We start from the raw sequence: 12,671 nt of genomic DNA, 5'->3' as shown, positions 1-12,671 counted from the left end.
CTCTGTGTGCCTCCTCGTCCCTCAGAGACGGCAGGCGTGGATGGCCGTCGTGAGGATGGCCCGTGCGCCGAGCTGGTACAGATCGTCCATGATCCGCTGCGCCTCCTTGGCGGGGACCATGGCGCGCACGGCGACCCAGCCCTCGTTGTGCAGCGGGGAGACGGTCGGGGACTCCAGGCCCGGGGTGAGCGCGACGGCCTTCTCCAGCTGCTCGACCCGGCAGTCGTAGTCCATCATCACGTACGTCCGGGCCACCAGGACGCCCTGGAGGCGGCGCAGGAACTGCTGCACCTTGGGCTCCTCGACGTCGGCGCCTGTGCGGCGGACGACGATCGCCTCGGACTTCATGATCGACTCGCCGACGATCTCCAGTCCGGCGTTGCGCAGGGAGGTGCCGGTCTCGACGACGTCGGCGATGGCCTCGGCCACACCGAGTTCGATGGCGGTCTCGACGGCGCCGTCCAGGTGGACGACGGAGGCGTCGATGCCGCTGTCGGCGAGGTGCTTGCTGACGATGCCCTCGTAGGACGTGGCGACCGTCTTGCCGTTCAGGTCCCCGACGCCGCCGACCGTGCCGGGCTTGGCCGCGTAGTGGAAGGTGGAGCGGGCGAAGCCGAGCGGCAGGATCTCCTCGGCACCCGCGCCGGAGTCGATGAGCAGGTCGCGGCCGGTGATGCCGATGTCCAGGCGGCCGGTGGAGACGTAGATCGCGATGTCGCGGGGGCGGAGGTAGAAGAACTCGACCTCGTTGACCGGGTCGACGATCCGCAGCTCCTTGGACTCCCGCCGTTGCTGGTAGCCGGCCTCATGCAGCATCTCCGCCGCAGGGCCGGAGAGTGAACCCTTGTTGGGGACGGCGATGCGCAGCATGAGGTCGGCTTCCTTCGTTCGTCTTGTACGACAGTGTGTGCGGTTACTGGTGCTCGGAGTGCTCAGAGGTGGGCATAGACGTCGTCCAGGGAGATGCCGCGGGCGACCATCATCACCTGGACGTGGTACAGCAGCTGCGAGATCTCCTCGGCGGCCGCCTCCTTGCCCTCGTACTCGGCGGCCATCCAGACCTCGGCGGCCTCCTCGACGACCTTCTTGCCGATGGCATGGACGCCCTTGCCGACCAGCTCGGCGGTGCGGGAGGTGGCGGGGTCGCCGTTGGCGGCCTTGTGCTGGAGCTCGGTGAAGAGCTCCTCGAACGTCTTCTTGGACATGGTGGTGCCAACCCTACGCGCTTCGGGCGGCTGCTCACCGCCAGGGTTCGGATACCGAGCGGAGCGTGGCGGCGGTCGCGACCGCCGCGGTGACCGCCTCGTGGCCCTTGTCCTCGCTTGATCCCTCCAGGCCGGCCCGGTCCAGGGCCTGTTCCTCGGTGTCGCAGGTGAGCACGCCGAAACCGACGGGAACGCCGGTCTCGACCGACACCTGGGTCAGGCCGTTGGCGACGCCCTGGCACACATAGTCGAAGTGTGGGGTGCCGCCCCGGATGACGACGCCGAGGGCGACGACCGCGTCGTAGCCGCGCCCGGCCAGGACCTTCGCCACCACCGGAAGCTCGAAGCTGCCCGGCACCCGGAGCAGGGTCGGCTCGTCGATCCCCAGCTCGTGCAGGGCGCGCAGGGCCCCGTCCACCAGTCCGTCCATCACCTTCTCGTGCCACTGCGCCGCGACGACGGCGACCCTGAGGTCCCCGACGTTCCGGACGGACAGTTCCGGTGCACCCTTGCCGCTCACGTGTCTCCTCGAGTCTTTTCGCTTACTGGTTGCCGCAGGTGGACACGGCGGTGGTGTCCAGCCAGGGCAGGTCGTGCCCCATCCGGTCCCGCTTGGTACGCAGGTAGCGGAGGTTGTGCTCGCCGGCCTGGACGGGCATCGGCTCCCGGCCGGTGACCCTCAGGCCGTGGCGGAGCAGGGCGTCGATCTTGTCGGGGTTGTTGGTCAGCAGGCGCACGCTGCTGACCCCGAGGTCCTGAAGGATCCGCGCGCCGGCGCCGTAGTCGCGGGCGTCGGCGGGCAGTCCGAGTTCGAGGTTGGCGTCGAGGGTGTCCCGGCCGCGCTCCTGGAGCTCGTAGGCGCGCAGCTTGGACATCAGGCCGATCCCGCGTCCCTCGTGGCCGCGCAGGTAGACCACCACTCCCCGGCCCTCCTTCTGGATGCGCTCCAGGGAGGTGTCCAGCTGGGGGCCGCAGTCGCAGCGCTGGGAACCGAAGACGTCTCCGGTGAGGCACTCGGAGTGGACGCGGACCAGGACGTCCTCGCCGTCGCCGATCTCGCCGTGCACCAGGGCCACGTGCTCGACGCCGTCGGCGGTGGAGCGGTAGCCGTACGCGGTGAAGACGCCGTGCGCGGTGGGCAGGCGGACCTCGGCCTCGCGGAGGACCGCGGGCTGGGACGGCCGTTCCCCCTGCTCGGGCTGGGCCGGGAGCTCGGGCTGGGCCAGGAGCTCGGGCGGGCGCCGGTGCGCGATCAGGTCCTCGATGGAGATGATCGTCAGGCCGTGCTTGCGGGCGAAGACGATCAGTTCGGGCAGGCGGAGCATCCGGCCGTCCTCACCGGCGATCTCGACGATCGCGCCGGCCGGGCGCAGCCCCGCGAGCCGGGCGAGGTCGACGGCCGCCTCGGTGTGGCCGGGGCGGACGAGCACCCCGCCGGGACGGGCGCGCAGCGGGAAGACGTGCCCGGGCCGGACGAGGTCGGTGGGCTCCGCGGTGCCGCTCGCCAGCAGCTGGAGGGTGGTGGCGCGGTCGGAGGCGGAGATGCCGGTGGTGACGCCGTGGGCGGCACCGGCGTCGACGGAGACCGTGAAGGCGGTCTTCATCGACTCGGTGTTCTCCTCGACCATCTGCGGCAGCTTCAGCCGGTCCAGCTCCTCGCTCTCCATGGGCGCGCAGATCAGGCCGCGGCACTCGCTCATCATGAAGGCGACGATCTCGGGCGTCGCCTTCTCGGCGGCGATGACGAGGTCGCCCTCGTTCTCGCGGTCCTCGTCGTCGACGACCACGACCGGGCGGCCGGCCGCGATGTCGGCGACTGCCTGCTCGACCGGGTCGAGTGTGAAGTCCTCGATGTTGTCGGTGCCGTAGACGACGGTTGCCGCGGTCATGCGGGCGCTCCTTCCAGGACGGGCCGCGCGTCCGTGCGGGTGCGCAGCCACCAGTCGCGCATGCCCCACAGGACCAGTGCGCCGTAGACGATGTAGACGAAGCCGGAGAAGGCGAAGCCGTTGGCGAAGTTGAGCGGTACGCCGACTACGTCGACGAGCAGCCAGGCGAACCAGAACTCGACCATGCCGCGTGCCTGCGCGTACATGGCGACGACGGTGCCGACGAAGATGTAGGCGTCGGGCCAGGGGTCCCAGGACAGCGAGGGGTAGGCCTGGAACAGTCCGGCGACGGCGACCGTGCCGACCGCGGCGGCGCCGAGCAGCACGGCACGCTCGCGCCAGGTGGCGAACCGTACGGCGATGTGGCCGTCCGCCGCCCGGCCCTTGCCGCGGTTCCACTGCCACCAGCCGAAGACGGCGACCACCATGACGACGATCTGCTTGCCGGCACTGCCCGAGAGATGGGCGGTGGCGAACGCGGCGAACAGGATCAGGCCGGACAGGAACTGGGTGGGCCAGCTCCAGATGGAGCGCCGCCAGCCGAACGCGAGGCCGAGCAGGCCGATGATGTTGCCCGTCATGTCGGACCACTTGATGTGCTGGCCGAGGAGGGTGAACGCCTCGGAGTTGAGCCAGTTCACCGTCCGGCTCCCGGCGCGCGGTCGCCGAGCAGCCGCTCGACGTACTTGGCGACGACGTCCACCTCGAGGTTGACCGGGTCGCCGGGCTGCTTCAGGCCGAGGGTGGTCAGCGCCAGGGTGGTGGGGATGAGGCTGACGGTGAAGTGTTCGTCGCTGGCCTCGACGACGGTGAGGCTGATGCCGTCGACGGTGATGGAGCCCTTCTCGACGACGTAGCGCGCGAGGTCCGGCGGCAGCGAGATCTTCACGATCTCCCAGTGCTCGGAGGGGGTGCGGTCCAGGATCGTGCCGGTGCCGTCGACGTGCCCCTGCACGATGTGGCCGCCGAGGCGGGCGCCCACGGCGGTGGGGCGTTCGAGGTTGACGCGGGAGCCGGTGGTGAGGACGCCGAGGCTGGAGCGCTTGAGGGTCTCCGCCATGACGTCCGCGGTGAACTCGTCACCCTCGTGCTCGACGACGGTGAGACAGACCCCGTTCACGGCGATGGAGTCGCCGTGCCGTGCGCCCTCGGTCACGACGGGGCCGCGGAGCCGGAAGCGGGCGGCGTCGCCGAGGTCCTCCACGGCGGTGACTTCGCCCAGCTCTTCGACGATTCCGGTGAACACTTCCCGGGTCCTCCTGCCTCTTCGGGCACGGACTCCGGGGGCTGCCGACGTCGACAGACTGCACGAACGAGGACACTCGGAGGGCGACGCCCGACGGGACCCGCCCGTGAAGGGCGAGCCCAGAGACGGCGGCGCACACGGATGTGCTCGCTCGCCGCGCACTGCCTCCCATCCGGACTTTAACCGTCGGTCCAGGAATTCCACCTGGTCAACCGGCCGCTGGAAGCGACCGGGTCGCGGACTATAACCGCCGGTTCGGACTTTCACCGACCCCGGAGTGCGCTGCTACTGGTACAGAGCCAGTGTGCCACGCCAGATCGGCGCGACTACGGACGAAGCGTGTGGGGTGGCTCACAGAACGTACCGCCCGCCGTGCCGTGCGCGGGCGTGGAGGTCCGGCGGCGGGCAAGGGCCGTCGTCACCGCCGCCGGACCGGTCTGCGCGGAAGTCAGACACTAAGAGGACTAGACCATGCAGGTCAACAGGTGTGTGGGACATGCAAGTTCCGCCGCACCGGGCCGAACATCCGGCGCGAGCTGTGGTGTTCGCACGACGCCGGACCGAATTCCGTACGGCGCCGGACCGATTCCCGTGCGGCGCCCGGGCCAGGCTCCTTGCGGCGCCGGGCCGATTCCCGTGCGGCGCCCGGGCCGGGCTCCTTGTGGTGTCAGCGCTCCGGCGGGGCGAACAAGTCGTCCTGCGCGCGGTCGCGGGCGGTCACGAGCGCGCCGCGCAGCACCGCCCTGCCGCCGAGCGCGCCCGCCCTCACCTCGGTGCGCAGCGGCGACATCCGCGCCACGCGCTCCGCCACGCGCGCGGCGAGCACCTCACCGCCCGCCTGCCCGACCTCGCCCCCGAGGACCACGCATCCGGGATCGAGGACGGCCACCACCGAGGCGACCCCGAGGGCGACGCGGTCGGCCAGGGCATCGAGGAAACGCGCGGCCGCGGCGGAGTCCTCAGCGTCATCAGCGGCCTCCGCGGCGGAGACGGCCGTCCCCGCGGTTGCCCGTACCGCCGCCCGCACCAGTTCCGCGGCGACGGGCTCCGACCCCGCCCCCTCCGTCCCGGCCCCCTCCGCCAACAGCCCGTGTCGCGCGGCCAGTTCCGTCACCGCCGTCGCGCCGGCCAGTGAGTGGAAGCCGTCCGCGCAGTCCGTCGCCGAGGGGAGGCCGCCGGTGCCCGGGACGGGCAGGAACCCGATCTCGCCGGTGCCTCCGGAGGCACCGCGGCGCAGGGTTCCGTCCAGGACGACGGCCGCGCCCGTGCCGTGGCCGAGCCACAGCAGGACGAACGTGTCCCGGCCCCGGGCGGCCCCGTCGCGCTGCTCGGCCAGCGCCGCGAGGTTGGTCTCGTTCTCGACGGTGACCCGGGCCCGCGGCAGCCGCTCCTGCAACGCCGCCACCAGCCTGCGATGCCATTCGGGCAGTCCCGTGGAGTCACGGAGTTCGCCGGTGACCGGGTCGATCAGCCCCGGCGCGCCGATGCCGACCGTGTGCAGCCGGTCCGCTCCCGCTTCCTTGACCACCCGCTCCACCAGACCGACCGCCTGCTCCAGCGCGGGCCCGGTGCCCGTGTCCCCGCCGATCGGCACGGACTCCGCGGCCAGTTCCCGGCCCAGCAGATCGGCGACGATCAAGGACACGCTCTCGGTGCGGACGTCGAGGGCGGCCAGGTGGGCGCGGTCGGCGACGATGCCGTACAGCCGCGCGTTCGGCCCGCGCCGCTGCTCGCCGGACTCACCGACCACGGTGATCAGGCCGGAGGCCGTGAGCCGTTCGACGAGGTCGGCGACGGTGGGCCGGGACAGACCGGTGAGCTGCTTCAACTGCCCTGCTGTCAGCGGTCCTTGCTGTTGAAGCAGCCGCAGGGCGAGCCGGTCGTTGATGGCCCGGGCGGTGCTCGGGGATGCGGGCATGCCGGGAATCCTCCCAGATCTGCGGGCTGCTGCCGTCCCTGATATGCGCTATCTATCAGGCAGGTTCCCTGATAGTTTACGGCGGCGCGACGGCGCGAGGGGCAACGGCGGTCAGCCCGGGAGGGGCCGGACAATGAGTGCAGTGGTTTACGAACAGCGCGAGGTGCGGCGCGCCCGGTACGCCGTGGCGGCCGTCTTCGCCGTACACGGCGCCGTCACCGGCTCGTTCGCGACCCGCGTGCCCTGGATCCAGGACCACGCCGGGGTCAGCCCCGGGCAGCTGGGGCTCGCGCTGGCCTTCCCGGCCCTCGGCGCGTCCCTCGCGATGCCGCTCGCGGGCGGCATCAGCCACCGCTTCGGCGCCCGCAACGCGCTGCGCGGCCTGATCGCCCTGTGGACGCTCGCCCTCGTCCTGCCCTCCCTCGCGCCGAACCTCCTGACCCTCTGCCTCGGCCTGTTCGTCTACGGCGCCACGGCGGGCATGGCGGACGTCGCGATGAACGCCCTCGGGGTGGAGGTCGAGAACCGGCTCGACCGTTCGATCATGTCCGGCCTGCACGGCATGTGGAGCGCGGGAGCCCTGGTCGGCTCGGCGGCCGGCACGGTCGCCGCGCACCTCGGCTCGGACGCGCGGCTGCACCACCTGCTGGCCGCCGCCGTGCTGACCGTGCTGGGCGTGGCCGCCTGCACCTGGGTGCTGGACCTCCAGCCCGCCCAGGACGAGGAGCCGCCGCCGCGGTTCGCGCTGCCGCCGAAGTCGGCGCTGCTGATCGGCGCGATCGGGTTCTGCGCGGTGTTCGCGGAGGGCGCGAGCCTGGACTGGTCGGCGGTCTACCTGCGGCACCAGCTGGAGACCTCGGCCGGTCTCGCGGCGGCCTGCACCACCGGCTTCACCCTCACGATGGCGATCGCGCGGATCGCGGGCGACCGGGTGGTGGACCGGTTCGGCGCCGTGCGCACGGTGCGGGCGAGCGGCGTGCTGGCGGTCGTGGGCGGCCTGTTCGTCGTCGCCGGGGGCCATCCGGTGGTGGCGATGACCGGGTTCGCGCTGATGGGCCTCGGTATCGCGGTCGTCGTACCGCTGTGCTTCGCCGCGGCCGGCCGCAGCGGCCCGAACCCCAGCCAGGCCATCGCCGGTGTCGCGACCATCACATACACCTCCGGGCTGGTCGCCCCGAGCGCGATCGGCGGGCTCGCCCAGGCGACCAGCCTGGTGGTGTCCTTCGGCCTGGTGACCCTGCTGGCGTGCGGTCTGGTCGCCTTCGCGGGGGTCCTCAGGGCGGGTGACCGGGACCGGACGAAGATCGGTCCCGCGAGCACCGCGGTTCCCGACCCGCGGCCCTGAGCGGTCCTGAGCGGCGCCTGAACGGCGCCTGAGCAGGGGCGGGTGGGCACGGGACCTCCGGGCACCCCCGACAATGGTGCGGACAGGCTCCACGTACAGAGAAAGCGAAATCCCACCATGGACCTCGGCGTGCGCTGGAAACTGCACGGTGACGGGCGCACGCCCGCACCCGGAGCAGTGGTCCGGCCCGACGAACGGCTCTCGTGGCCCCGCACGGCAGGACTCGGCGCCCAGCACGTCGTGGCCATGTTCGGCGCCTCCTTCGTCGCCCCCGTGCTCATGGGTCTCGACCCCAACCTCGCGATCATGATGTCGGGCGTCGCGACCGTGATCTTCCTGCTCGCCACCCGCGGCCGGGTGCCCAGCTACCTGGGCTGCTCGCTCTCCTTCGTGGGCGTCGCCGCGGTCATCCGGGCGCAGGGCGGCACCAGCGCCACCGTGACCGGCGCGGTCTTCGTCGTCGGTGTCGCGCTGTTCCTGGTCGGCCTCGCCGTGCAGCGCTTCGGGGCGCGGATCATCCACGCCGCGATGCCGCCGATCGTCACCGGCGCGGTCGTCATGCTGATCGGCTTCAACCTCGCTCCGGTGACGGCCTCCACCTACTGGCCGCAGGACCAGTGGACGGCCCTGCTCGTGATGCTGTTCACCGGGCTGGCCGTCGTGTGCCTGCGCGGCTTCTGGTCCCGGATCGCGATCTTCCTCGGCCTGGTCTTCGGCTACGCCGTCTCCTGGGTCTTCGACCAGGTCTTCGGCAGGATCCACTCCGTGGACGCGAGCGGCAGCCTCACCGACCACTGGCGCCTGGACCTCTCGGGCGTGGGCAAGGCCGACTGGATCGGGCTGCCGTCCTTCCACGGGCCCAGCTTCCAGTGGTCGGCGATCCTGGTGGCGCTGCCCGTCGTCATCGCGCTGGTCGCGGAGAACGCGGGGCATGTGAAGGCGGTCGGCGAGATGACCGGCGACCCGCTGGACGACAAGCTCGGCACCGCGATCTCGGCCGACGGTGTGGCCTCCATGCTGTCGACCGCGGTGGGCGGCCCGCCGAACACCACCTACTCCGAGAACATCGGCGTGATGGCCGCGACCCGCGTCTACTCGACGGCCGCGTACTGGGCCGCCGCGGGCTTCGCGCTGCTGTTCGGCGTCTGCCCCAAGTTCGGCGCGATCGTGGCCGCGATCCCGGGCGGCGTCCTCGGCGGCATCACCGTCATCCTGTACGGCATGATCGGCCTGCTCGGCGCGCAGATCTGGATCAACGCCAAGGTCGACCTGCGCAACCCGCTGAACCTGGTGCCGGCCGCGGCGGGCATCATCATCGGCGTCGGCAACGTCAGCCTGAAGTTCAGCGACACCTTCTCCCTCAGCGGCATCGCGCTCGGCACCCTGGTCGTCATCACCGGCTACCACGCGCTGCGCGCGTTCGCGCCCGCCCATCTCAAGAAGCAGGAGCCGCTGCTGGACGAGGGCACGTCGTCGTACGGCGGGGAGGCTCAGGGCACCGGGCCCGCCTCGTAGGTCCCGCTCCGCCCGGCCTGCCTCGCAGGCCCCCTCCGCCCCGTTCGCCGACGGGCGCGTTCCCCCGTTCCGGGGAAGCGCCGGGCCCGTCGGCGCCCGGGCCGTCCCGGGCCTGGGACGCTGCCCCCATGGGGCAATCGGCACAACTCACCCATGGCCCGGACACAGTGGACGCGCTGGTCGACAGGATGCGCCACCTGGCCGCCGGGCTGCCCGAGCGCGACGGGGTCGCGGTCTTCCAGCGTGTGTACCTCGCCGCCGCCGAGGCGGCCGGCCGATGGCCCGCGACCACGCTGGACGCACCGTTCGCCGGGCGGTACCTCGCCGCCGTGGAAGCGGCAGCCGAAGGACGGCGGCCGCCCGCCTGCTGGCGGCCGTTGTTCCAGTTCCGGCGGCACCCCGGGGTGCGGCCGGCGCAGTTCGCGCTGGCGGGCATCCACGCGCACATCGGCCACGACCTGGCCCTGGCCGTGGTGGACGCCTGCCGGGTCGCGCCGTGCGAACCGGCCGAGCTGGAGGGCGAGTTCCACCGCTTGGGCGACTTCCTCCTGTCGCTGGAGGAGCGTGTCCGCGAGGATCTGGTGCCCGGTCCCGAACTGCTGCACATCACCGATCCGCTCACCCACCTGCTCGGCTCGTGGGACCTGGAGCGGGCCCGGGAGGCGAGCTGGTCGGCCGCGCGGGCGCTGTGGGCACTGCGCCGACTGCCCGACGTGGCCGAGGAGTTCGGCCGACGACTGGACGCCGCGGTCGGCTTCGACTGCCGCATGATGCTCACACCGCTGCCGGACTGATCCGGACATCCGCCCCGCACCTTCCCGGAACTCCCCCGTGATCACTGTACGTTGCCCTTGGAACACGGACGATCACGAAGGAGCGCACCGTCATGGCGACCCGTCTTGGAATCGGTCTTCCGCAGAACCGGCAGTACGACCTCGGCAGGGACGTGCCCGACGTGGCACGCTCAGTGGAGCGCATCGGCTACGACAGCGTGTGGGTGTACGAGCGGGCCCTGTTCCCGGAGCCCGCCACACAGGGTCTGTACGGCATCGAGGGCGTGCCCTGGCCCGACTCGTACCGGCACGTGGCCGACCCACTGGTCACGCTCACCCTGGCCGCGGCGGCCACCGAGCGGGTCCGGCTGGGCAGCAGCGTGCTGGTCGCGCCGCTGCACGTGCCGTTCCAGCTCGCCAGGTCCCTCGCCTCGCTGGACGCGGCCAGCGGTGGCCGGGTGATCGCCGGCTTCGGCACGGGCTGGTCCCTGGACGAGTACGCGGCGGCGGGAATCCGGCCGATCAAGGAGCGCGGCCAGGTACTGGACGAGGTGATCGACGTCTGCCGGGCCGTGTGGGGGCCCGACCCGGTGCGCTACGACGGCCGTATCACGAAGATCGAGTCGGCCGTGGTGGGGCCCAAGCCGGCCCGGCCGATCCCGATCCTGCTGGCCGCGAGCACCCGCAGGGCCCGGGAGCGGCTCGTCGAGCACGCCGACGGCTGGCTGCCGGTGGCCATGGGCGCCGAGCAGGTCGCGAGCCAGTGGGACGCGGTGCGGGACCTGGCCGCCGAGCGGGGCCGGCAGCAGCCGATCCAGACGGTGCTGCGGGTGAACGCGGCGTACTCGGCCAAGCCGTACGACGGCGCCGGCCGCCGGCCCTTCCAGGGTGACGCGGACCAGATCGTCGAGGACCTCCTCCCGTACGCGGCGATCGGCCTGGAAGAGATCCTCATCGACGTGCAGGGCCGCCCGCGGGACGCCGAGGAGCTCAAGGACGTCGCCGCGGAGGTGTTCGAGAAGGCGCGGGCGGCCGGGGTGTGACCGCCCTGAACTCCTGTCAGTCCTCCGGGAGTTCGACCGGAGCGATCTCGTCGTAGACGTCGCCGGGGCCGGGGTTGGCCGGGTCGGTGCCGCCGCCGAGGTGGTGCATGACGCCCCAGACCGCGTTCAGCGCGGTCTGCACGGCGCCCTCGGCCCACCCGGCCGTCCAGGAGATGTCGTCGCCGGCGAGGAAGACGCCCCGCTTGTCCTCGGGCAGCCGGTCCTGCATGAAGTGGGTGAACAGGCGCCGCTGGTAGCGGTAGTGGCCGGGCAGGTTGGCCTTGAACGCGCCCATGAAGTAGGGCTCGTTCTCCCAGGAGACGGTCACCGGGCTGCCGATGATGTGCTTGCGGATGTCGACGTTCGGATAGATCTCCGACAGCGACTTCAGCATGACCTCCATCCGCTCGTTCGCGGACAGCGGCAGCCACTTCAGGCTGTCGTCGCACCAGGTGTAGGAGAGGCAGATGACGGCGGGCTTGTCCGGGCCGTCGTCGAGCAGGTAGGTGCCGCGGGTCATGCGGTCGGTGAGCGTCATCGACATCACGTCCCGGCCGGTCGGCTCGCCCTTGTCGTCGACGGCCCTGTCCCGCCAGAACGGCCGGTCGACGGGCACGAAGAGCTTGCTGGACTCCATGTAGTGGGTGCGCTCGATGGCGGTCCAGTGGTCGATCGGGAAGAGGGCGTCGTCGCACCGGACCTTGGACAGCAGCATCCAGGACTGGGCGGTGAAGACGGCCGCCTTGTAGGTGCGGATGTCGCCGTTCGCGTCCGTCACCGTGATGCGGTTGTTCGCGGTGCGGTGCAGCCGGGTCACGGCGGGGCGCGGGTCGCCGTCCACGTGCAGGGACTTCAGCGACGTGCCGTAGGGCCAGTGCAGGATCTTCTCCGGCTCGCGCTCCCAGAGCCTGAGCGGCAGTTGCTGCGAGCCGCCCACGATGCCGCGGTGGTGGTCGTCGGCCTCGGTGTAGACGACGCGCAGGATCTCCAGGATGGAGTTGGGGAAGTCGGTGTCCCAGCCTCCGGTGCCGAAGCCGACCTGGCCGAAGATCTCGCGGTGCCGGAAGGACCTGAAGGCCTCGGAGTCGCACAGGAAGCCGTAGAAGGTCTGGTTGTCGAGCTTCTCGACCAGCCGGGACCAGATCTCGCGGATGCGCGGCACGTCGCGCTCGCGCAGGGCGCGGTTCATGTCGGAGAAGTCGGCGCCCTCCTCCAGGCACCGGTTCCAGGCGTCCGCCACGTCCCGGTAGACCTGCGGCAGGTCGTCGATGGTCTCGGCGTAGTGCGACTCGCCCTTGAGGTCGACGACGGTCGACGGGGTCGCCTCGGCCAGGGGGTTGGGGAACGGCCGGGTCTCGAGGCCCACCAGGTCGATGTAGTGCTGGAGGGCGGTGGAGGACGGCGGGAAGCGCATGGCGCCCATCTCGGCGGTCAGCGACTCGTCGCAGCCCTCGAAGCCGACGGTGCGCAGCCGGCCGCCGATCCGGTCGGCCTCGTAGACGACGGGCTTGAGGCCCATCTTCATCAGCTCGTAGGCGGCGACGATGCCGGACAGGCCGCCGCCGATGATCGCGACCTCGGTGCCGTGCTCGGTCGCGGGGACCTGGCCGAGGCCCGCCGGGTGGGCGAGGAAGTCGTCGTACGCGTACGGGAAGTCCGGGCCGAACATGGTGATCGGCGGCTGCTGCTCGTCGGCGTGCTCGACGGCGTTGGGCACCGTGGACGTCATGGGGTGCG

Annotated in this window: 12 protein-coding genes and 1 riboswitch; of the genes, 4 read left to right on the top strand and 8 right to left on the bottom strand. The window is 71.7% G+C overall.

The genetic code is table 11. The features are described 5' to 3' along the window. Window positions 1-21: 21 nt before the first annotated feature. The 7 genes from hisG to ACFY3J_RS12630 form a co-directional block, all read right to left on the bottom strand. The gene (gene hisG / locus ACFY3J_RS12660) at window positions 22-870 is read right to left on the bottom strand and encodes an ATP phosphoribosyltransferase (RefSeq protein WP_384175632.1); all 849 of its coding nucleotides are present in this window, start codon (window positions 868-870) and stop codon (window positions 22-24) included. A gap of 62 nt (window positions 871-932) precedes the next feature. After that, entirely contained in the window at window positions 933-1,205 is a 273-nt protein-coding gene (locus ACFY3J_RS12655; RefSeq protein WP_031486114.1) for a phosphoribosyl-ATP diphosphatase, read from the bottom strand. 34 nt (window positions 1,206-1,239) lie between these two features. Then, window positions 1,240-1,725 (bottom strand): 6,7-dimethyl-8-ribityllumazine synthase, encoded by a 486-nt coding sequence (gene ribH / locus ACFY3J_RS12650; protein ID WP_225076283.1) that lies wholly within the window; start codon window positions 1,723-1,725, stop codon window positions 1,240-1,242. 22 nt (window positions 1,726-1,747) lie between these two features. Further along, window positions 1,748-3,094: a bifunctional 3,4-dihydroxy-2-butanone-4-phosphate synthase/GTP cyclohydrolase II gene (locus ACFY3J_RS12645; RefSeq protein ID WP_384175629.1), complete on the bottom strand. Its 1,347-nt coding sequence runs from the start codon at window positions 3,092-3,094 to the stop codon at window positions 1,748-1,750. After that, entirely contained in the window at window positions 3,091-3,735 is a 645-nt protein-coding gene (locus ACFY3J_RS12640) for a nicotinamide riboside transporter PnuC (protein WP_384175627.1), read from the bottom strand. The genes ACFY3J_RS12645 and ACFY3J_RS12640 overlap by 4 nt, the downstream gene beginning before the upstream one ends. Beyond that, the gene (locus ACFY3J_RS12635; protein ID WP_390840842.1) at window positions 3,732-4,340 is read right to left on the bottom strand and encodes a riboflavin synthase; all 609 of its coding nucleotides are present in this window, start codon (window positions 4,338-4,340) and stop codon (window positions 3,732-3,734) included. The genes ACFY3J_RS12640 and ACFY3J_RS12635 overlap by 4 nt, the downstream gene beginning before the upstream one ends. Window positions 4,341-4,494: 154 nt before the next feature. Continuing rightward, window positions 4,495-4,625: riboswitch (FMN riboswitch) on the bottom strand. A gap of 382 nt (window positions 4,626-5,007) precedes the next feature. Further along, complete coding sequence (locus ACFY3J_RS12630; RefSeq protein ID WP_384175623.1) at window positions 5,008-6,258, bottom strand: ROK family transcriptional regulator; 1,251 nt, start codon at window positions 6,256-6,258, stop codon at window positions 5,008-5,010. A 133-nt stretch (window positions 6,259-6,391) separates the two neighbouring features. Between ACFY3J_RS12630 and ACFY3J_RS12625 the strand changes: the two genes are divergently transcribed. The 4 genes from ACFY3J_RS12625 to ACFY3J_RS12610 all read left to right on the top strand — a co-directional run bounded on the left by ACFY3J_RS12625 (window position 6,392) and on the right by ACFY3J_RS12610 (window position 10,934). Next, window positions 6,392-7,603, top strand: a complete 1,212-nt coding sequence (locus ACFY3J_RS12625) for an MFS transporter (RefSeq protein WP_390840841.1) — start codon at window positions 6,392-6,394, stop codon at window positions 7,601-7,603. A gap of 117 nt (window positions 7,604-7,720) precedes the next feature. Then, window positions 7,721-9,118 carry a uracil-xanthine permease family protein gene (locus tag ACFY3J_RS12620; protein ID WP_384175619.1) on the top strand — a complete coding sequence of 466 codons (1,398 nt, stop codon included), beginning with the start codon at window positions 7,721-7,723 and terminating at the stop codon, window positions 9,116-9,118. Between the two features lie 128 nt (window positions 9,119-9,246). Then, window positions 9,247-9,912 carry a DUF5995 family protein gene (locus ACFY3J_RS12615; RefSeq protein ID WP_384175617.1) on the top strand — a complete coding sequence of 222 codons (666 nt, stop codon included), beginning with the start codon at window positions 9,247-9,249 and terminating at the stop codon, window positions 9,910-9,912. 92 nt (window positions 9,913-10,004) lie between these two features. Beyond that, the gene (locus tag ACFY3J_RS12610) at window positions 10,005-10,934 is read left to right on the top strand and encodes an LLM class F420-dependent oxidoreductase (protein ID WP_390840840.1); all 930 of its coding nucleotides are present in this window, start codon (window positions 10,005-10,007) and stop codon (window positions 10,932-10,934) included. Between the two features lie 16 nt (window positions 10,935-10,950). Here the strand turns inward: ACFY3J_RS12610 and ACFY3J_RS12605 are convergent, their stop codons facing one another. Beyond that, window positions 10,951-12,663 (bottom strand): flavin monoamine oxidase family protein, encoded by a 1,713-nt coding sequence (locus tag ACFY3J_RS12605; RefSeq protein ID WP_384175613.1) that lies wholly within the window; start codon window positions 12,661-12,663, stop codon window positions 10,951-10,953. Window positions 12,664-12,671: the final 8 nt, after the last annotated feature.

The sequence above is a fragment of the Streptomyces sp. NPDC001231 genome (assembly GCF_042896885.1).
Classification (GTDB): Bacteria; Actinomycetota; Actinomycetes; order Streptomycetales; family Streptomycetaceae; genus Streptomyces.
This window is presented reverse-complemented; position numbering and strand designations above follow the sequence as displayed.

Coding starts and splice junctions, on each gene's coding strand:
- hisG (WP_384175632.1), bottom strand. CDS start 870: ATGCTGCGCATCGCCGTCCCCAACAAGGGTTCACTCTCCGGCCCTGCG.
- ACFY3J_RS12655 (WP_031486114.1), bottom strand. CDS start 1,205: ATGTCCAAGAAGACGTTCGAGGAGCTCTTCACCGAGCTCCAGCACAAG.
- ACFY3J_RS12645 (WP_384175629.1), bottom strand. CDS start 3,094: ATGACCGCGGCAACCGTCGTCTACGGCACCGACAACATCGAGGACTTC.
- ACFY3J_RS12630 (WP_384175623.1), bottom strand. CDS start 6,258: ATGCCCGCATCCCCGAGCACCGCCCGGGCCATCAACGACCGGCTCGCC.
- ACFY3J_RS12625 (WP_390840841.1), top strand. CDS start 6,392: ATGAGTGCAGTGGTTTACGAACAGCGCGAGGTGCGGCGCGCCCGGTAC.
- ACFY3J_RS12620 (WP_384175619.1), top strand. CDS start 7,721: ATGGACCTCGGCGTGCGCTGGAAACTGCACGGTGACGGGCGCACGCCC.
- ACFY3J_RS12615 (WP_384175617.1), top strand. CDS start 9,247: ATGGGGCAATCGGCACAACTCACCCATGGCCCGGACACAGTGGACGCG.
- ACFY3J_RS12610 (WP_390840840.1), top strand. CDS start 10,005: ATGGCGACCCGTCTTGGAATCGGTCTTCCGCAGAACCGGCAGTACGAC.
- ACFY3J_RS12605 (WP_384175613.1), bottom strand. CDS start 12,663: ATGACGTCCACGGTGCCCAACGCCGTCGAGCACGCCGACGAGCAGCAG.